Origin of the sequence: Promicromonospora sp. NPDC023987 (genome assembly GCF_040639055.1) — a bacterium.
In the GTDB taxonomy this organism is placed as follows: domain Bacteria; phylum Actinomycetota; class Actinomycetes; order Actinomycetales; family Cellulomonadaceae; genus Promicromonospora.
The window spans coordinates 16,691-35,330 of the sequence record NZ_JBEZZF010000061.1 but is presented as its reverse complement, the minus strand read 5'-3'; the positions used below and the strand labels follow the sequence as shown (position 1 = coordinate 35,330).

The 18,640-nt window shown below is 71.1% G+C and carries 21 protein-coding genes; 9 read left to right on the top strand and 12 right to left on the bottom strand.

Going from position 1 to position 18,640, the window contains the following annotated elements; translation table 11 throughout:
- Nucleotides 1-289 precede the first annotated feature (289 nt).
- Nucleotides 290-544, bottom strand: a complete 255-nt coding sequence (locus tag AB0F40_RS21725) for a hypothetical protein (RefSeq protein WP_357472451.1) — start codon at nt 542-544, stop codon at nt 290-292.
- A gap of 408 nt (nt 545-952) precedes the next feature.
- On the opposite strand from AB0F40_RS21725, the gene AB0F40_RS21720 reads away from it, so the two are divergent.
- Both AB0F40_RS21720 and AB0F40_RS21715 read left to right on the top strand, forming a co-directional pair.
- Entirely contained in the window at nt 953-1,696 is a 744-nt protein-coding gene (locus AB0F40_RS21720; RefSeq protein ID WP_357472448.1) for a class I SAM-dependent methyltransferase, read from the top strand.
- A 69-nt stretch (nt 1,697-1,765) separates the two neighbouring features.
- The gene (locus tag AB0F40_RS21715; protein WP_357472446.1) at nt 1,766-2,725 is read left to right on the top strand and encodes an AraC family transcriptional regulator; all 960 of its coding nucleotides are present in this window, start codon (nt 1,766-1,768) and stop codon (nt 2,723-2,725) included.
- Nucleotides 2,726-2,813: 88 nt separating this feature from the next.
- Here AB0F40_RS21715 and AB0F40_RS21710 read toward each other — a convergent pair whose 3' ends face one another.
- Complete coding sequence (locus tag AB0F40_RS21710; RefSeq protein ID WP_357472444.1) at nt 2,814-4,019, bottom strand: erythromycin esterase family protein; 1,206 nt, start codon at nt 4,017-4,019, stop codon at nt 2,814-2,816.
- Between the two features lie 58 nt (nt 4,020-4,077).
- Between AB0F40_RS21710 and AB0F40_RS21705 the strand changes: the two genes are divergently transcribed.
- Nucleotides 4,078-4,845 carry a TioE family transcriptional regulator gene (locus AB0F40_RS21705; protein WP_357472441.1) on the top strand — a complete coding sequence of 256 codons (768 nt, stop codon included), beginning with the start codon at nt 4,078-4,080 and terminating at the stop codon, nt 4,843-4,845.
- Here the strand turns inward: AB0F40_RS21705 and AB0F40_RS21700 are convergent.
- From AB0F40_RS21700 to AB0F40_RS21675, 6 genes are all read right to left on the bottom strand, one after another.
- Nucleotides 4,808-5,959 (bottom strand): DUF6596 domain-containing protein, encoded by a 1,152-nt coding sequence (locus AB0F40_RS21700; protein WP_357472456.1) that lies wholly within the window; start codon nt 5,957-5,959, stop codon nt 4,808-4,810. The genes AB0F40_RS21705 and AB0F40_RS21700 overlap by 38 nt on opposite strands.
- A gap of 61 nt (nt 5,960-6,020) precedes the next feature.
- Nucleotides 6,021-6,437: a YciI family protein gene (locus AB0F40_RS21695; protein WP_357472437.1), complete on the bottom strand. Its 417-nt coding sequence runs from the start codon at nt 6,435-6,437 to the stop codon at nt 6,021-6,023.
- Between the two features lie 150 nt (nt 6,438-6,587).
- The gene (locus AB0F40_RS21690; RefSeq protein WP_357472434.1) at nt 6,588-8,105 is read right to left on the bottom strand and encodes a tyrosine-type recombinase/integrase; all 1,518 of its coding nucleotides are present in this window, start codon (nt 8,103-8,105) and stop codon (nt 6,588-6,590) included.
- Between the two features lie 93 nt (nt 8,106-8,198).
- Nucleotides 8,199-8,417, bottom strand: a complete 219-nt coding sequence (locus AB0F40_RS21685; protein ID WP_357472431.1) for a hypothetical protein — start codon at nt 8,415-8,417, stop codon at nt 8,199-8,201.
- Complete coding sequence (locus AB0F40_RS21680) at nt 8,342-8,872, bottom strand: LysE family transporter (RefSeq protein WP_357472428.1); 531 nt, start codon at nt 8,870-8,872, stop codon at nt 8,342-8,344. Before AB0F40_RS21680 ends, AB0F40_RS21685 begins: the two co-directional genes overlap by 76 nt.
- Nucleotides 8,873-8,949: 77 nt before the next feature.
- The gene (locus AB0F40_RS21675; RefSeq protein WP_357472426.1) at nt 8,950-9,411 is read right to left on the bottom strand and encodes a hypothetical protein; all 462 of its coding nucleotides are present in this window, start codon (nt 9,409-9,411) and stop codon (nt 8,950-8,952) included.
- A gap of 54 nt (nt 9,412-9,465) precedes the next feature.
- Between AB0F40_RS21675 and galE the strand changes: the two genes are divergently transcribed.
- Nucleotides 9,466-10,488, top strand: coding sequence for a UDP-glucose 4-epimerase GalE (gene galE / locus AB0F40_RS21670; RefSeq protein WP_357472423.1), 1,023 nt, complete (start codon nt 9,466-9,468; stop codon nt 10,486-10,488).
- 32 nt (nt 10,489-10,520) lie between these two features.
- Here galE and AB0F40_RS21665 read toward each other — a convergent pair whose 3' ends face one another.
- Nucleotides 10,521-11,906 (bottom strand): hypothetical protein, encoded by a 1,386-nt coding sequence (locus AB0F40_RS21665; RefSeq protein WP_357472420.1) that lies wholly within the window; start codon nt 11,904-11,906, stop codon nt 10,521-10,523.
- A 205-nt stretch (nt 11,907-12,111) separates the two neighbouring features.
- On the opposite strand from AB0F40_RS21665, the gene AB0F40_RS21660 reads away from it, so the two are divergent.
- Nucleotides 12,112-12,450 (top strand): hypothetical protein, encoded by a 339-nt coding sequence (locus AB0F40_RS21660; RefSeq protein WP_357472417.1) that lies wholly within the window; start codon nt 12,112-12,114, stop codon nt 12,448-12,450.
- 80 nt (nt 12,451-12,530) lie between these two features.
- Nucleotides 12,531-13,487 carry a ribonuclease Z gene (locus tag AB0F40_RS21655; RefSeq protein ID WP_357472415.1) on the top strand — a complete coding sequence of 319 codons (957 nt, stop codon included), beginning with the start codon at nt 12,531-12,533 and terminating at the stop codon, nt 13,485-13,487.
- Between the two features lie 92 nt (nt 13,488-13,579).
- Here the strand turns inward: AB0F40_RS21655 and AB0F40_RS21650 are convergent, their stop codons facing one another.
- The gene (locus AB0F40_RS21650; protein WP_357472412.1) at nt 13,580-14,335 is read right to left on the bottom strand and encodes a hypothetical protein; all 756 of its coding nucleotides are present in this window, start codon (nt 14,333-14,335) and stop codon (nt 13,580-13,582) included.
- 183 nt (nt 14,336-14,518) lie between these two features.
- Here AB0F40_RS21650 and AB0F40_RS21645 point away from each other — a divergent pair, with 183 nt between their 5' ends.
- Nucleotides 14,519-15,271, top strand: a complete 753-nt coding sequence (locus tag AB0F40_RS21645; RefSeq protein WP_357472409.1) for a tyrosine-protein phosphatase — start codon at nt 14,519-14,521, stop codon at nt 15,269-15,271.
- Here AB0F40_RS21645 and AB0F40_RS21640 read toward each other — a convergent pair.
- Nucleotides 15,243-15,779 (bottom strand): GNAT family N-acetyltransferase, encoded by a 537-nt coding sequence (locus AB0F40_RS21640; RefSeq protein ID WP_357472406.1) that lies wholly within the window; start codon nt 15,777-15,779, stop codon nt 15,243-15,245. The two genes, AB0F40_RS21645 and AB0F40_RS21640, sit on opposite strands and share 29 nt — an antisense overlap.
- Nucleotides 15,780-15,905: 126 nt before the next feature.
- Here AB0F40_RS21640 and AB0F40_RS21635 point away from each other — a divergent pair, with 126 nt between their 5' ends.
- On the top strand, nt 15,906-17,282 hold the full coding sequence (locus AB0F40_RS21635) for an NAD-dependent malic enzyme (protein WP_357472403.1): 1,377 nt from the start codon (nt 15,906-15,908) through the stop codon (nt 17,280-17,282).
- 16 nt (nt 17,283-17,298) lie between these two features.
- On the opposite strand, the gene AB0F40_RS21630 is transcribed toward AB0F40_RS21635, so the two are convergent.
- Nucleotides 17,299-17,475, bottom strand: coding sequence for a hypothetical protein (locus tag AB0F40_RS21630; protein WP_357472400.1), 177 nt, complete (start codon nt 17,473-17,475; stop codon nt 17,299-17,301).
- 111 nt (nt 17,476-17,586) lie between these two features.
- On the opposite strand from AB0F40_RS21630, the gene AB0F40_RS21625 reads away from it, so the two are divergent.
- Nucleotides 17,587-18,609: an LLM class flavin-dependent oxidoreductase gene (locus AB0F40_RS21625; protein WP_357472397.1), complete on the top strand. Its 1,023-nt coding sequence runs from the start codon at nt 17,587-17,589 to the stop codon at nt 18,607-18,609.
- Nucleotides 18,610-18,640: the final 31 nt, after the last annotated feature.

Here is an 18,640-nt window from a genome sequence, read left to right as displayed (position 1 = left end):
GCACACCGAACGAGGCCGAAGAAGCCTGGCACGCAGCGAATATCGCGGCGTAAGAATCATCGGAATCAACTGTCCGAAATTCTTAGGGCCCCTCACCATTGTTCGTCGTCAACCAAAACAATGGGCAGACCCTTGCAGTTGGGGTGATCAGCGGGATGATGGGTGCAGGAAATGTCTGTCAGGGGGAACCTGCGAGTGCCAACCGACAGTGCAGCGCCACGCTGTTGTATGCCCCTGTCACTGCCTACCTTCCTGGTACCGGGTTCAGCATCATGACGCCTTGAGGTCCCTATGACGGGCTGCGGCACACCGGAGTCTCGGCGTGCCGCAGCCCGCCACCATCACAGAGCTCCTCGAGAAGCACATTGAGCGTTTCTCGGTCCTCGGGCAGGACCTCGGCACCGATGTCGAGCCAGTACTCTCCCGTCTCGCAGGCGACCAGGCTGTCGAACTCGGCCTGCTGACGCAGCCGCTGGTCTTCGGCCTGGAATCCCTCGAAGGCCGTTCGGCAGGTCGGGGGCGTACCGATCTGCGTCGGGAGCACGGGCCGATCCGACACGTCGTTCGCCGGTGCCTCGCCGCCGCATCCCGCGCACAGTGCAGCGAGTGTGAAGGCCAGCACCCCAGCATGAATTGATCGCATAGTCTCCCAATCTCCCCGACCGTCACAGCGAACCTCGCGACAAATCTCCGGATGGCCGGCGCAGAGGGCCGCGACACGCTTCCCACCGATCTTGTGTCCCGTCGACGTCGTAGATTGCACCGGGCCAGATCTCAGCCACAAGGCGTCCAAAGCCAAGATGAGGACAATTCAGGTGGCCGATGCACGTCACCAACGCGCCACTCGATCTGTCCCATCGCAGGTCAGCGAGTTGTCGCACGACAACTTATCTGGCGACGGACAGGACATATTCGCTGTACACGCCTTCGAGCACCGGCGAGAGTCACCAGCATGCGGAAAGAGGAAGTCTGGGACGCCGACGTCGCCCAGCACTACGACACGCCAGGGTCGGACATGTTCGCGCCGGAGGTCCTGGGGCCGGCCGTCGTGCGCCTCGCGCACCTGGCGGGGGAGGGGCGGGCGCTCGAGCTCGCCATCGGTACCGGGCGAGTGGCCGTCCCGCTCGCCGCGCGCGGAGTTCCGGTCGTCGGCATCGAGCTGTCACCGCCGATGGTGGAACAGCTGCGCACCAAGGTCCACGAGGCGGCGATCCCCGTGGTCATCGGTGACATGGCGACCGCGGTGGCCCCTGGGCGGTACACCCTGGTCTACATCGTCTACAACGCGGTCTCGCTGCTGCTCACCCAGGCAGAGCAGGTCGCATGCTTCCGGAACGCGGCGCGTCACCTCGCCCCCGGCGGCCGGTTCGTCGTCGAGCTCTGGGTGCCGGACCTGCGCAGGCTGCCCCCGGGGCGGTCGGCCACCGTCTTCCAGTCCGAGCCCGGCTACATCGGGCTCGACACCGTCGACGTCCTGCGGCAGCACGTCGTGTCGCACCACTTCCGGTTCGATGAGGGCAGGCAGGCTCAGCTGTTCCGCAGTCCGCACCGGTACGTCTGGCCGGCCGAGCTCGACCTGATGGCCCAGCTGGCCGGATTCGAGCTGGAGACGAGGCACGCCGACTGGTCGGGCGCGGAGTTCACGGCCGAGTCACCGTCACACGTCTCCGTCTACCGGATCCCACCGGCCCGGTAGCACGCCCGTCGCTCGGACGAATCCAGGGTCAGAAGCCGGATTCCCTGTGTGATCGTCTAACCTCGTGGAATGGACGCGTTCAGTGACCTGATCCGCGGGGTACGAGCCCATGGCTCGTTGTTCGGCAGCTCGGTGCTGTCCCCGCCATGGGCGCTGCACTTCGTGGACGGCGCGCCGCTCACGCTGGTCACGGTCATCGGCGGGGCGGGATGGGTGGTGCCGGAGCAGGGTCCGGCCGAGCCGCTCGCCGCCGGCGAGACGATAGTCGTGCGCGGGCCGACGACCTTCACCTTTGTCGACGAGGTCGGCACCCGCGCGGAGCCGGTCGAGTGCGGCGAGGACTGCGCGGTGCCGGAGCTCGGCGGGGCACGGTACCGGCTCGGCTGGCACGACCCCGGCGAACAGACCAGCCCGGACACCCCGCCGACCAGCCTGGTCGTCGGCGCCTACCCGGTGCGCGGCGAGATCAGCAGGCGCCTGCTCGACGCGCTGCCCACGGTGCTGCGCGTCGGCGCCGGGGGCACGAGCGACGCCGCGCTGGATCAGCTCGGCACCGAGGTGGCCGTCGACGCCCCGGGCCAGCAGGTGGTGCTCGACCGGCTGCTGGACTGGATGCTCGTCTGCACCTTGCGCGACTGGTTCGACCGGCCCGGTGGCGAGCCCCCGCCCTGGTGGGCGGCCCAGCGGGACCCGGTGGTCGGCGACGCGTTGCGCCTGCTGCACGCGGAGCCGGCGGCGCCGTGGACGGTCGGCTCGCTCGCCGAGCGGACCGGGGTCTCCCGCTCGACCCTGGCGAAGCGGTTCACGGACCTGGTCGGCGAACCTCCGCTGACCTACCTGACCCGTTGGCGCATGACCCTGGCGGCCGACCTGCTGACCGAGCGCGACGCCGCGACCGTCGCCGAGATCGCGCACGCCGTCGGCTACTCGGACGCGTTCGCGTTCAGCGCCGCGTTCAAGCGGACCCGAGGCGTCAGCCCGAGCTCCTGGGCCGCGGGCCAGGCCCTCGCGCCGGCCGGACGCACCTGACGACCTCCGGAGCGGGAACCAGACAGCCGGACGCGCCGGTCAGCACCCGGTCAGCACCCCACGCCACGGGGTGCTGACCGGGCAGTGCTCAGAGCGGCCGGACGTCCCTGACGAAGAGCAGCCCGTCCTGGTCGGTCAGGTGGGCCGGGTCGAGCGGGGAGTACCCGAACCACGGCGACACCCGGGCAGCGGGTGGCGCGTCCGCGAGCGCCGCGACGAGGCCACGCGGGTCGACGGCGACGCGGTGGTCGCCCAGTGCGTACAGGAGCCCCTCGACCGTGTCCGACGGCGGGGCGTCCACGCCCTGGTGCTCGATGGTGCCGAGGGCGGTGGCCACGACGGCGTAGTCCGGACCCAGGCGGGAGCTCACGAGCGCTCCTGCACCCCACCACTCGAGGCGGGGGTGGCCCCACATGGTCATGGTGCTGCGGTTGCGCTGCAGGTGGCCGTTGTGGGCGTACGCGAGCGTGGGGGCGCGCTCGGTGACGGCGAGCAGGTTGGCGGCGATCATCGCGTCTCGTACGCCGAGCAGCCACGTCATGCGAGCGGGCGAGGTGTCGGCCATCCAGAAGTGGTAGCGCAGCAGTCCGGTCGCGGTGCGCCCGTACAGGCGGGCGCGGTCCCAGTCGTCGGGCGAGGACGTGTCGATGAGCCGGGGTGCCTGCATGCTGAGCAGCGCCTCCAGGTCGTCCGCGACGAGGCGTAGCTCGCGCGCCTCGGCCGACTGTCCCACGGACCGGGCGGGGTCCGTCATCGCGGCTGGTTCGGTCCAGCGGGCGTCGGGTCCGATCAGGCTGTCGAGCACGTCGGCGGTGACGGGCAGCAGGCCGGCGTCGACCCGGTCCGAGAGGTAGCCGTGCAGGGCGGTCAGGGCCTGCCGCGGGCTCGCCGGGCCGGAGATCTCCAGCGGGCCGTCGGCTCCCGCGAAGCGGACCTGGTCGGCCGGGGGGCGGCCCGCGTTGTGCGCGCGCATCCAGCGCACGAGCTGCCGGTTGCCCTCGTAGGCGCCCCACTCGTGGCTGAACCCGCGGTCCATGACGTCGTCGAGACTGCCCTCGCCGGTGGTGACGTAGTCGTCGACGCGGAGGCCCATGAGGCAGTCGCTCTCGAGGGCGATCGTGCGGTAGCCCTCCTGTTCGACAAGGTGGCGGAAGAGCTCGTTGCGCAGGGCCAGCAGTGTGTTCTCCCCGTGGGTGGGCTCGCCCAGCGCGAGGAGCCGTGGCCGGGCCGGGAGCAGGCGTAGGACCGCGGCGGGATCGAAGGGTGCGGTGGTCTCCTTGAGGTCTGTCGTCATTCCCTCAAAGGTATCGTTGAAGAAACGGTTGAGACTTCCTCGCGACATGAGTGGGTAGATGGGGCAGAACCTTCAAAGCACGGCGCGGCTCCGCCCGATCGATCTGGCGCGCGAGCACGGTCTGTCCACCCAGGCGATCCGGAACTACGAGGACGTCGGCATCCTCCCCGACGCCGAACGCACGCAGCACGGCTACCGGGCCTACGACGCGCGGCACGCCCGGGCTCTGCGTGCCTTCCTGGCCCTGCTGCCCGGCCACGGTCATCAGACGGCGGCGTCGATCATGCGGGCCGTGAACGCGGGAACGACCGATGAGGCGCTCCGCATCGTCGACGAGAGCCATGCTCAGCTTCTCGAGGACCGCCGGACGCTCCAGGCGGTGGAGAACGCCCTGCGCGACCTGGGATCCGGCGAGCCCGGGCCGGGTGCGTCGTCCCGACCTGACGCGTCCGCTACGCACACGGACACGTTCATCGGACCGTTGGCGGCGAAGCTCCGCATCCGGCCCGCGACCCTGCGCACGTGGGAGCGGGCGGGTCTCGTGCGGCCGCGTCGCGACCCACAGACCGGGTACCGGCTCTACGGCGAGGCCGACGTCCGGGACGCCCAGCTGACCCACCAGCTCAGGCGGGGCGGCTACCTGCTGGAACAGATCGCTCCGCTGATCGACCAGGTCCGGTCGGCCGGTGGACTGGAGCCGCTGGAAGCCGCGCTGGGCGACTGGCGCGGCAGGCTGACCGAGCGCGGGCGGGCGATGCTGGCCGGTGCCGCGGCCCTGGACGCCTGTCTCAGGGCCGCGAGGACCGCAGCCGTGCGGCCTGCTTGATCAGGTGCGTGCGTTCCGCCGCGCTCGCGGCCCGGTCGGCGGCGACCGTGTAGTGCTGGATGGCCCGGTCGAGGTCGTCGGCCCGCTCGTACAGGTGGGCCGCCACGGCGTCCCACCGGGTCAGTCCCGGGTCGACGTCGCCGAGGACGGCCAGGCCAGCACGCGGACCGTCGACCTGCCCCACCGCGACCGCACGGTTGAGCGCGACGACGGGGCTGTCCGTGAGCCGGGCCAGCTCGTCGTACCACTCCAGGATCTGCGGCCAGTCCGTCTCGCCGGCCGCGGGGGCGTCGTCGTGCAGGGCGGCGATCGCCGCCTGTGCCTGGTACTGCCCGAGCCGGTCGCGCGCCAGGGCGGCCTGCAGCACTGCGACGCCCTCGGTGATCATCGAGGTGTCCCACAGCGACCGGTCCTGCTGGTCCAGGGGCACGAGCTCGCCCGATGCGGTGTACCGGGCGTCCCGGCGGGCGTGGTGCAGCAGCATCAGGGCGAGCAGGCCGGCGACCTCCGGGTCCGCCGCGACCGCCGTCGTCTCCGTCGCGGTCGCGGCGGTGAGCTGACGGGTCAGCCGGATCGCCTCTGCGGCCAGCGAGATCTCGCCGGTGAACCCCTCGTTGAAGATCAGGTAGAGCACGTGCAGCACCGCGCGCACGTCGCCCGGGGTGTCGAACCGTTCGCCGGTGATCGTGCGTTTGGCCCGGGAGATCCGCTGGGCCATGGTGGCCTCGGGCACCAGGAACGCGCGAGCGATCTGCGCGGTGGTGAGCCCGCCGACGGCCCGCAGGGTCAGTGCGATGGCCGACGCCGGGCTCAGTGCCGGGTGACAGCAGCGGCTCAGCAGGAGCAGGGTGTCGTCCGACTGCTCGGTGGGTCCGGGCGGAGGCTCGTCGTGGACACGCTCCTCCCGCCGTCGCCGGGCGGCCTCGGAGCGCTGCGCGTCGATCAGCTTGCGGCCGGCGACCCGCAGGAGCCACCCCTTCGGGTCGTCCGGGGCGCCGTCGGGCCAGTGCCGCACCGCCTCGACGAGCGCCTCCTGCACGGCGTCCTCGGCCGTCGCGAAATCTGCTCCGCGACGGACGAGGGCGCCAAGGACCTGCGGCGCGAGGGTCCGCATCACGTCATTCACCGCGTCGTGGTCCACACCAGACCCGCTATCCCGCTCGCGCCGCGTCCGGTCACTCGGCCGTGGCGGCCGGGTCGGCCAGGAACGGACGGACCTCCAGCCACTCATAGATCGGCCGCCCACCCGCGCCGGGCGCCGCGGACAGCTCGGCCGCCGCCTCGTAGGCCCGTTCCTGGGACTCGACGTCGATGATCATCCAGCCGGCGATCAGGTCCTTGGTCTCCGCGAACGGTCCGTCCGTCACGGGCGCTCGGCCCTCGCCGTCGTACCGGACGAACGTGCCCTCTGGCGAGAGCGCGTCACCACTGACGTACTCACCGCTCTCGGTCAGCTTCTCCGCGAACCGGCGCATGTACTCGATGTGCGCCGTGATCTCGTCGGGCGTCCACTGGTCCATCATCGCCTCGGTACCGGGCACCGGCTTCGGTCCGCTGTGCCGGTAGTGCTTCAGCAGCAGGTACTTCGCCATGATTGTCTCCCTGGGTCGAGGGCCCCGTACGAGGCCCCGGGTCATGGACGCGGTTCGCGCCCTCGACCCTAGGACGGAGCCCTTCGCACGTTCTCGACATCAGGATCCGCGATCCGCCGAAAAAATGTCGGATGAAGACCGAGAACCTCGTCAGCCCACGGCCACGGCCCGCGCGCTGCCGATCGCGATCACCTCCGCGGCGCCGCTCGCCACCGCACCGGACGTAGCGCTGGACGGCTCCCCCTGAGCGGCTCCCACCATGACGGCGGACGCCTGGAACGCCGCGCTCATCGTGTCGCCCAGCGCATCGAGGTCATCCTCGAACAGGCCCGCGTAGGTCGACAGGGTCAGCACCGGGGACTCGTGGCCCAGCATGCGCTGCACCGCCTTGACCGTCGCCCCGCCCGAGATCGCGAGCGACGCGGCAGTGTGCCGCAGGTCGTGCAGGGTGAGGGTGTCGAAGTCCTCGGCGCCGGGCCCGAGCGTGGTCCCCGACAGCGCGGTGAGCAGCCGGGTGCGGCTGACCTTGTCGCCGCGGGTCATCCTGGGCGCAGGCCCGTGCGCGCCCTGGGCACCGCCGTCGCGGCGTGCCCGGTCCGCGGTGATCACCAGGGCCCAGGTCCTCGGGTCGCAGACGCCCGTGGGCGCGAGCCCGCCGTCGGACTGCAGACGCCGGACCGCGGCGACCACCTCGTCGTCGTACAGGCCGGAGGCCCGCAGCAGCAGGGCCTCCCGCAGCGTGCGGACGGCACGGCCCGCAGCCAGGACCGCCGGCCGGAACGCCGAACGGTCGAAGCTCTCCCGGCGCAGGGGTCCGCCGCGCGACCCGGTGAACAACAGGTCAGCGGGCGTCCGACCGGCCGCCTGCTCGGCCACCGCCTCGACGAGAGCCCCGGGCAGGGGCACCTCGCGCCGCGCGTGCGTCTTGGTGTCGCCGAGCAGGAGCGTGCCGTCGTCGAGCCGCGTGTACGCCTTGGTGACACGCACCCGACGACGCAGCGGGTCGACGTCGGCCACCGTCAGCGCGCTGACCTCGCCCCAGCGCAAGCCGGTCAGGGCCGTGAGCAGGACCAGCGTGCGGGACTGCCGCGACCGGACGGCGTCCGCGACGCGCCGCAGCTGCTCGTGGGAGAGATAGCGGTGCGGCTTGGTCTTCGGCGCGCGCGGCAGTGCGGGCACCTTGCCCGACGGCGTCCGCGCCGGGTTGGTGCGCAGACGCCGCGCGTCGACGGCGGCGTCGAGCAGTGCCACCAGGAGGCGCGCCGCGTCCCGGCGCCGAGCCGGAGAGGCGGTCACACCGGTCGTGGGGGAGACCATGGTCGCCGCCCAGCGGGCCACGTCCTCGTGGGTGACCTGCCGCAGCGGCCGGTCGCCGAACACCGGGGCGACCAACGACCGGAACCGCTCCTGCTCCGCCTCGATGGTGCGGGGCGCACGGTCCACACGGGACTCCTGCCAGATCGCGAACCACTCGGCGACAGTGACCCGGCCGGTGGCCGGGTCCACCCACTCGGAGTGCTTGCCCGCCTCCTCCTGCCGCCGGGCCTCCGCGAGCGCCTCCCGCTTGGCGGTGAAGCGGCGGGTGCTGCGCAGGCGCCCGTCGACCCGGAACCGGCCGATGTAGCCGGTGCGGCCGTCGGAGTCGGTGCGCTGCTCGGTGTACGCCACCCGGTGAGGATATCGGGACCGATGCCGCAGGTCAGGGAACGTGGCGCCGGTGTCGTGCCGGCGGTTCGGGCCCGTGGTGAGCGCCTGCCCGGCTCAGAGTGCGCGGGCGTGCCCGGTCAGCGCGTTCCACCCGATGGTGCCGCCGAACGCGAGCAGCACGGCTCCGGTCATCCGGTCGGTCACGCGGGCGATCGCCCGCCCGGACAGCCAGCGCCTGGCCAGGCCTGCCGCGTTGATCAGGAGGGCCAGCCAGGCGAAGCCGATGAGGTCGTGCTCGACCGCCAGGAGCACGCCCATGAGCAGGTGGGGCACGTCGTCGGGCAGGAACTGGGGGATGGTGGCGAGGTAGAAGACGCCGACCTTCGGGTCAGGAGGTTGGTGGTGGCGCCGATGGCGAACGAGCGCCAGGGGGAGCGCGCCGTGACGTGCGCCGGGCTGAGCCGGACCTCGTCGGGCAGGGCGTCGTAGCGGCCCCGCTGGAAGCTGGACCAGAGCATCTGGCCGCCGAGGGACACGAGGTAGGCAGCCCCGGCCATGGTGAGTACGCGGTACGCGGTCTCCGAGGCGGCGAGGACCGCCGTCGCACCGACGGCGGCGGCCACGCCCCAGGCCAGCACGCCTGCGTTGACGCCGAGCGCTGTCGCGTAGGCGTGCCGGTTGCCGTGGACGACGGCGGTACGCAGCACGAGTGCGCTGTCCAGGCCGGGCATGACCGTCAGCGGGATCGCGACGAGTGCGAAGAGGAGCATCGCCTCGGGGACCGTCATGCGCGCGACGGTACCGAGAGTCGGGCCACGGGATCCAGCGAGTTCCGGACGTTGCGGTCGGGCTCACGGCTCACGGCTCACGGTTCGCGCGCGGCGTCCCGTGGTTCGGTGCGCGGTTCCTCATCTGGTTCCTCACGCGGTTGGAGCCAGTCGTCGGACTCCTTGGCGAAGCAGCCCTGCAGCACCAGGCCGGCAAGGACCAGGCCGACGATTCCTGCTGGAGCACCACCGGCATTCATCGTCAGGACCAGGGAACCCAGCCCGTTGAGGATGATGAGGAGCTCAATGACGACCACCGGCACCCGGACCCAGACCCGACCCTTGGCGAGGCCGACGGCGCCGACGATCAGCACCGGGACTGCAAGGACGGAGATCAGCCCGGCGGCCAGGTCGAGGCCGACGTCCTGGCGATGCTCCAGGGCGGACTGTGCCGAGACGAGGAGGATTATCCCGACGAAGCCGTTGGCAGCGGCCTGCAACCAGAGGATGACGATGGCGGTGGTCAGCCTGGCGGGGCGCTTGCTCGTTGTCGCGTCCATGGCCGCACCGTAGGGCGGCGGTCCGAGGACCCCTCCCGGCTATATCGTGGAACCATGCGCGTTCTCGTCTCCGGTGGTGCCGGCTACATCGGCTCACACACCGTCCTTGCCCTTGTTGCCGCTGGTCACGACGTCGTGGTGGTCGACGACTTCTCCAACTCGAAGCCCTCGGTGCAGGGCCGCCTCGAGGCGCTCGCCGGCCGGGCGATCCCGATCCATGCGTTCGACCTGACCGACGTCGACAAGACCGAGGCACTCTTCGCGCACGAGCAGATCGACGCCGTGATCCACTTCGCCGGGTTCAAGGCCGTGGGGGAGTCGGTGACCAAGCCGCTGGAGTACTACCGCAACAACCTCGACTCCACGTTCGCGCTGGCGACGTCGATGCAGAAGTACGGGGTGACCAAGCTGGTGTTCTCGTCGTCGGCCACGGTGTACGGCGAGAAGGCTCCCGTGCCGTACCGGGAGGACTACGAGCACCTGTCCTCGTCCTCGCCGTACGGGCAGACCAAGGTGATGATCGAGCGGGTCCTGTCGGACGTCGCGCAGATCTCCGAGGGGTGGAAGGTGGCGCTGCTGCGGTACTTCAACCCGGTCGGCGCGCACGAGAGCGGTGACATCGGCGAGGACCCGCAGGGCATCCCGAACAACCTCATGCCGTTCATCGCGCAGGTTGCCGTGGGGCGCCGCGACAGGCTGACCGTGTTCGGGAACGACTACGCGACGGCGGACGGCACGGCCGAGCGGGACTACCTGCACGTCACGGACCTGGCGGCGGGGCACGTGGCGGCGCTGGAGCACCTGGACGACATGGCCGAGCCCGCGCGGGCGTTCAACCTGGGCACCGGCACGGGCACGTCGGTGCTGGAGCTGCTGAAGGCGTTCGAGCGGGCGGTCGGCCGTGAGCTGCCGTACGAGTTCGGCCCGCGCCGGGCCGGCGACCTGCCCGCGTTCTGGGCCGACCCGACCCGTGCCAACACCGAGCTGGGCTGGCGGGCGACGAAGACGATCGACGACATGTGCGCGGACACCTGGCGCTGGCAGTCCAAGAACCCGAAGGGTTTCCCTGACGCCTGACGCCTGACGCCTGACGCCGTGACCGCCGCCCGTCAGACCAGCGGGTTGCCGATGGGCGGGGTCTCCAGCCGGTCGAACTCGAGCTGCGGGACGCCGTCGTCCGGGTCCGGCTCGCGGTCCCGGCGGTGCGCCGGCCGCAGGACGGGCTGCGTGCCCGCTTCGCGCGGCCGGGGGTCCGGCCGGAGGCCGGGGTCCTGAGCCGCCCGAGGCGCCGTGGGCACGCTCTGGTCGTGCAGGGCCCGGCCGGGAGCCGGCTGGTCGCGTTCGACCGGTCGCGCGGTCCGGTCGACGGGCTCCGCGTGCGCCTCCTCGAAGGCCCGCACGATCGACCAGGGCAGCCGGATGTAGCCCTCGACGTCGAACCCGTTGGCGATGGCCCAGGCGCGCATCTGGGCGGGGGTCGCGACGCTGCGACCGTCGGTCGGCTTCTTGGTCCCCGTCTCGTCGTCCAGCTTGGGGAACTCGACCGGCGTCGCCTCGACGATCGGCTCGATCACGGCGTCGCGTGGGCAGCCGAGCGTGTCGGCGACGCGCCACAGCTCCTGGCGCGCCTCCAGGTGATAGCGGTCGGCCTCGATCGCCTGGTGCACCAGGGCGTCGAAGAACCGTCTGCGGATGTCGGACGCCGCCTCGGGCGTGAGCCGGTAGAGCGGCTCGGCGTCGGCGAGCCCGGCCGCGGTCTGGGGCGTCAGCCGCCCGTCGTGCAGCGTCTCGGCGATGAGCGCCAGGTACCCGTGGGTGTGCACGTCAGCGACGGCGGCGATCGCGTCGGCGAGCGGCTGTCCGGCGAGCGTCGTGAGGATGCCCGGACCGCGGCGGCCCGGCCAGGGGCGCGGGGCGTCTGCGACCCGGCTGGGCGCCTCGGGCCAGGGGTAGACCCACGCCCGCAAGGTGACCTGCAGCAGCTCGGCCAGGTCGGGCACCCCGCCGACGCTCTGCACGAACCGGGACAGCAGACCGGCCACGGCGCGTGCTTCGTTCACCGGGCTGGAGTTCGGCGGGATGCCGCCGCCCTCGAACGGGACCCCTGCGGCGGTGCAGCAGTCCGACAGCCGGCGGTGCACCAGGTTCGGCAGGTAGTGGTAGCTCGCGTCGATGGTCGTCAGCTGCGCGAAGGCGGGCAGCTGCCACCCGAGGTGGGCCAGCTCTGCCCGCAGCACCTCGATGCCGAGCCGGCCGTTGTGCGTCACGATCGCCATCTGGGACAGCCGCTGACGGAGGGTCGCCGCGACGTCGGCGAGCGCTATCCAGGCGCCGTCCGGGTGCAGCACCGCTGACCATTCGTCGACGACGCCGCCCCGCTCGTCGACCCGGACGACGGCGATCTCCCGCAGGCGCGCGCGGGCCACCTGGATGCCGGTGATTCGCGTCGACACCGCTGCGTACGCGGGCTTACCTACGCGTTCGTGCCTCGCCATGCGCGTCCTTTCTCGACAGCCGTGCCGCCGGTGGCGCTACGACGCGCCACAGGGTGCCATCAGCGCGGGAGTCCTGAAAGTGGAGATGGTACGAATATGTCGGATTCTGTGAAAATCACTACCGGAACTAGCGGACCGCCCCCCGATTATTAACACTTGTCGTGGTGGTTTGGCCACCGTCTGGGGTGAGTCAAAAGGGGAGGTCATGGTGCTGTCGAAGCTCTCGATCATGGACTGGCGCGCCATCGCGGCGCTCGGGTTCGCTCTGCCGTACGTGGCGCTGGTGGTCCTGGGGGACCGGTTGGGATGGCTTGAGCTATCCGCTTCCGATGCTCTGACCAGCCCCATCACGATTGTGACACTGGGTTGCCTGCTGGCAGGAGCAGCCCTTGCACTAGCGCCGGTGCTACAGGATGGAACCTACCCCGTCCTGAACATCCTTGTCGGCGGAGCGATGCTGCTGGCCTTCGGCTGGGCCGTTCTGGTGCTCGTGCAGGCGCAGTACGGTTGCGACCCGCTGAACGTCCTGCCCGGGTGCGGGTGAACTTTTGAAAATGGCACGTCATACCCGCCGCACCGGTTTTCCTCGTGCCGGTTCCGGGGGCTTCAGGACACAATGCCAACGTGTTCCAGCGCCCCGCAAACCACCGCGTCTCGAGCCGTGAGCTCGTTGCCCTCGGCACTGCCAGCCAGGTACCCACGCGGACCCGCAACCACAACGGCTACGCGCTGTTCTGGGACGACGAGGTCATCCTGTTCGACCCCGGCGAGGGAACCCAGCGCCAGATGCTGCACGCAGGGATCTCCGCGACGGCCCTGACCCGCATCGCGATCACGCACCTGCACGGCGACCACAGCCTCGGCCTGGCCGGCGTGGTGCAGCGGATCAGCCTCGACGGAGTTCCGCACACCGTGCCGGTGACGTTCCCGGCCTCCGGCCGCCGGTGGGTCGAGGCGCTGTGCGACTCGACCGCCTACTACCACCAGGAGCGTCTGGCGCTGCAAGGCCTGTCGCGCGACGGCGTCGTGCCACGCGTACCCGGCGAGCTGCACGGTCCGGCGGCCCTGCGCGCGGCCCGGCTGGACCACTCCCTCGAGGCGTACGGGTACCGGCTCGACGAGCCGGACGGCCGGCGCATGGACCCGGCCCGGCTGGCGGCGGCGGGCATCAGCGGGCCCGACGTCGGCCGGCTGGTCCGAGACGGCATGCTGCGGACCCCGCACGGCACGGTCCGGGTCGAGGACGTCAGCGACCCCCGCCCGGGGCAGTCGTTCGCGTTCGTCATGGACACCCGCATGTGCGACGCGGTGTGGGGCCTGGCCGACGGCGTCGACCTGCTCGTCATCGAGTCGACGTTCCTGGACCGCGACCGGGACCTCGCGCGCGACCACGGGCACCTGACCGCCCTGCAGGCGGCGACCGTGGCCGCGCAGAGCGGCGTGCGCAGCCTTGTGCTGACCCACTTCTCGCAGCGGTACACCGACCCGGCGGAGTTCGAGAAGGAGGCGCGCACCGTGTTCGACGGCGACCTCACCGTGGCGGCCGACCTGGACCGGGTACCGGTGCCCCGGCGGGGGTGACGGATAGCGGTGGCACTGGTGCTGCAAGTGGTCTAGGCTGGTCCACGAAAGCCGGGGCAGGTCTCCCGGTTAATAGTTCGGCCGCGGCCCTTTCAGTTTTCACTGAGGGGGCCGTTAGGCATTTCTGGACTTGGTTCGGGCCGCTGGGCGGCCACGCTTGAGACGTGCTGGTGCGAGACCAGCCACATCTCCGCAGCCGGTTCGATCTCCCGCAGCACGCGGCGAGCCGCCTTCAGCTGGAGCATGACGACTCCGACGACGAGCAACGGCTCGAGGTGTGCCACTCGGTTGCGGAGACGGTGCAGTCGATCGACGTCACGAACCAGATCGTGCACGGGGCGCCGCAGCCCGGGGAAGGCCTCGGAGATCGCGTCCCGCCACAGCAGCTGTCGCCCAGAATCCTTGCCTGGCAGCAGGAAGCGCCACGTGCCGAACATCAGCTGGGCGAGCACGTCGTCGTGCGTGACTGAGCGCAGCCGGCTGCCGGAGTCCTTCACCGCGAGCTTTGCGCGCCTGGTTGCCTTGTCGATCTCCTCCCGGCGCACTATCCGTTCGATCAGGCGCGATGGATCGAGAAGCCAGTCGGGTCCGTGGGGTCGCCCAGTCCTCGGATCGACCTGAGTCGCATTCCAGACGCGCAGACGTGCATCGATGGAGTTTCGAAGGAAGACCTCCACGAGGTGCAGCATCTTGTAGACCGCAGAGGACATCTCCACGTTCCACTGGTAGAGCGTGAGCGCGGCGCGCACGTTGCCGCCCGACGCTTTGAGGTACGGAGCAAGGCGGGGCGGGCTGAGCAGCGTGGCGACGGCCTGCTGGTGCGTAGCGGACATGGTCGGAACGGCCATCTGGGACTCCTCGAGGGCTGGAAATGAGCGCTCCAAGGCTTCCAGAACCGATCTTGTTTGGCATATCTTGCTGAACTTTGTTGCTTATACGCAACGGCATCCGGGCAGTCCTTGACCTCGCTCGGTGTCCAGGGGCAGTTCTCCCCGTTGACCTGCTCCCGGCCCCGAACCACGATGCCGCCCATGAGCACTCCGGTGAACCTCCGGGCCTGGGACGGCGCCGTCAACCTCCACGACCTGGGCGGCCTCCCGCTCGAGGACGGCGGCACCACCGCGCCGGGGCGGGTCTGGCGCTCGGGTGCCCCCGAGACGATGACGTCCACAGGCTGGGCCGAGGCGGTCGACGCCGGGCTCACCACCGTCGTCGACCTGCGCAACCCCGCCGAGGTCAAGCAGGCCCGCGACCGCATGCCGGACGGCGTCCGGCCGGGTGAGATCGTCACCCGCAGCACGCCCACAGAGGATCCCGGCGACCCGCACTTCCTGGAGACCTGCGGGCCGTGGCTCGATCATCCGCGCTCCTACGCGCCCAACGTCGCGATGTATCCGCACCTGCTCGGCGGCGTCTTCGGGGCGATAGCGGACGCGACCGGCCCCGTCCTGGTGCACTGCGCCGCCGGCCGTGACCGGACCGGGATGGTCACCGCGATGCTGCTGTCCCTGACCGGGGTCGAGCACGGGGCGATCGCCGAGGACTACGTGCAGGCCTTCCGCGGCACGACCCACCGCGGTGGCGGCGTCGCCTACGACGTCGAGCAGGGTGCCTGGGTCCAGCACCCCGGGGAGACCTGGACGGCCCAGCAGCTCGACGCGCGCGTCCGCGAGCGCCGTGCGGCGCTCCTGGAGTGGCTGGCGGACCTGGATCCGGTGGCCTACCTGCGGTATGCGGGGCTGGACGAGGGTCGCATCAGGGGCGTGCGGGGCCGCCTGCGGTAGCTGAGTGCTCGGGCAGCTCCAGGGTCATGAAGACGCTGTGGGGGTCTGAGGTGTAGCTTCCGAACGGCCCGCACTCGGTGAACCCGTGCCTGGCGTACAGCCGGCGTGCGGGGGCGAAGAAGTCCTGTGATCCGGTCTCCAGGCTGACCCGGGTGTACCGGCGCCGTCGGGCCTCGATCAGGATCGCTTCGAGCAGTGCTGAGGCGACGCCCCGGCCCCGGGTGTGCGTGGCGGTGCGCATGGACTTGATCTCGCCGTGGCGGGGCCGGGCGCAGGGTCGGCCGTCCGACGGGTCGCCGGGGACGTCGAGCTCGCTCAGTGCGCCGCAACCGGCCAGTGCGCCGTCGTCGTCCCGGGCGGTCCAGAACGTGAGCGTGGGGGCGAGCAGCGCCGAGTGGTCCAGGGCGTGCACGCTCTCGGCCGGTGAGGTGGCGTACATGTCGGTGAGGTGCTCGTCGAGGAGCCGGCGGACGTCGTCGTGGGCGGGGGAGTCGATGACGATGTGCACGGCGCTATTTTCCCGGACCGGGCGGCCCCTGCGTCCGCATCGCGGGCCCGTGTGGCGCACGTCACGCTGCGGCGGTAGGAATCTCCTCGTGCGCGGATTCCCGCGCCCGTGACCGAGGAGACCGCGATGTCGTTGCCCAGCCCGAGCTACACGATCACCCTGCGCGTGGAGGTGGCCGCTTCGCAGCGCGCCACGAGCACGGTGGTAGCCGCGGTAGCCGACGCCGGTGGTGCGGTGATGGGGGTGGACATCGCGCACTCGACGTCGCACGGTCTGGTCGTGGACGTCACGTGCGACACGATCGACGCGGAGCACGGTGAGCGGGTCGTGGCGGCGGTGAACGCGATCGAGGGTGCCGAGGTGCTCAAGTCGAGCGACTCGACGTTCCTGATGCACCTGGGTGGCAAGATCGAGGTCACGAACAAGGTGCCGCTCAAGACGCGCCGGGACCTGTCGCGCGCGTACACGCCGGGTGTGGCTCGGGTGTGCCTGGCGATCGCGGACAACCCGGAGGACGCGCGTCGTCTGACGATCAAGCGGAACACGGTGGCCGTGGTCACGGACGGCACCGCGGTGCTGGGCCTCGGTGACATCGGCCCGGCTGCGGCACTGCCCGTCATGGAGGGCAAGGCGGCGCTGTTCAAGGAGTTCGGCGGGGTGGACGCCTGGCCGGTGTGCCTCGACACGACCGACACGGACGAGATCGTGCGGATCGTCAAGGCGATCGCGCCCGTCTACGGGGGTGTGAACCTGGAGGACATCGCGGCGCCGCGCTGTTTCGAGATCGAGGCGCGGTTGCGTGCGGAGCTCGACATCCCCGTGTTCCACGACGACCAGCACGGTACGGCGATCGTGGTGCTGGCCGCCCTGGTCAACGCGCTCAAGGTGGTCGAGAAGGAGCTGGCGGACGTGCGGATCGTGGTGTCCGGCGTGGGGGCGGCGGGGAACGCGATCATCCGGCTGCTCAAGGCGCAGGGCGCACGGCACATCGTGGCGTTCGGGCGTGACGGGGCCCTGCACCCGGGGGTGGTGACCGACGACCCGCACCGGCGCTGGATCGTGGACAACACGAACGTGGACGGGTTCGCGGGCACGCTCCAGGAGGGGCTCAAGGGAGCCGACGTGTTCATCGGCGTCTCGGCGGCGGGCATCCTGTCGGGTGCGGACGTGGCGCAGATGGCCGACCGTGCGGTGGTGTTCGCCCTGGCGAACCCGACGCCCGAGGTGGACCCGCTGGAGGCGGCCGAGACGGCTGCGGTCGTGGCCACCGGGCGCAGCGACTACCCGAACCAGATCAACAACGTCCTCGCTTTCCCTGGCCTGTTCCGGGGGCTGCTGGACACGGGCGCCAAGGACATCACCACGGAGCTGCTGCGGGTGTCCGCGGTCGCGATCGCGGACGTCGTGGGGCCGGACGAGCTGAACAGCGCGTACATCATCCCGGGGGTGTTCGACCACCGGGTCGCCGAGGCGGTGGCGGACGCGGTACGCAAGCAGGCGTGAGGCGGACCGTCAGCCGTCAGCCGATCCCGCTGATGGTGGAGTTCACCAGGCTGCTGACGATCGCGGCGGTGCCGAGGACCAGGACGAGCAGCGCACCGGTGGAGGCCACGAGCGGGATCCACCAGCGGACGGGCTCCTGCTGGGTGTAGCTGTTGGGGCGGAAGGCGTTCTCGTTGTTCACACTGTTGCTCACACTGATAGAGACGCTCGGCGACGCGGAAACGATGCCCGGGTAGTGATAACGGTTCGGGAACGTTCCTGCGGTCCCGGACGGGGCACGCGCACCGGGAGGGTTGGGGTCAGCATGAAGAGCATCGGGTTCCTGTCGTTCGGTCACTGGACGCCGCATCCGCAGTCGGGCACACGCTCGGCGTCGGACGCCCTGCTGCAGTCGATCGACCTGGCCGTGGCGGCGGAAGAGCTGGGTGCTGACGGCGCCTACTTCCGCGTGCACCACTTCGCGCGCCAGCTCGCCTCGCCGTTCCCGCTGCTCGCGGCGGTCGGGGCGCGCACCAGCCGCATCGAGATCGGCACGGGCGTGATCGATATGAGGTACGAGAATCCCCTGTACATGGCCGAGGACGCCGGGGCTGCGGACCTGATCTCGGGCGGACGGCTCCAGCTCGGCATAAGCCGCGGGTCACCGGAGCAGGTCGTCGAGGGCTACCGCCACTTCGGCCACGAACCCGCGCCCACGGACGCCGGCGGCGCCGACCTGGCCCGCGAGCACACCGCCCGGTTCCTGGAGGTGCTCGACGGCGAGGGGTTCGCCGAGCCGAGCCCGCGCCCCATGTTCCCCAACCCGCCCGGGCTGCTGCGGATCGAGCCGCACTCCGAGGGGCTGCGCCGGCGGGTCTGGTGGGGTGCGGGCTCCCGGGCCACCGCCGAGTGGACCGCCGCCCAGGGGATGCACCTGATGTCGTCCACGCTCCTGACCGAGGACACGGGGGTGCCGTTCCACCGGCTGCAGACCGAGCAGATCCAGCGGTTCCGCGACGCCTGGGCCGAGGCTGGGCACGACTACGAGCCGCGGGTCTCCGTCAGCCGCAGCATCTTCCCGATCACCGACCAGCGCGACCGGCAGTACTTCGGCATGGAGGTCCACAGCGAGGACCAGGTGGGGCGCCTCGACACCGGCCCCGCCCGGTTCGGCAAGACGTACGCGGGCGAGCCCGACGCGCTCGTCGAGGACCTGCGCGCGGACGAGGCGGTGCAGGCCGCGGACACGCTGCTGCTGACCGTGCCCAACCAGCTCGGCGTCGACTACAACGCGCACGTCATCGAGAACGTCCTGCGGCACGTGGCGCCGGCACTCGGCTGGCGGTGAGCCGAACGCGGGCGGCGAGCCGGGCGCAGGC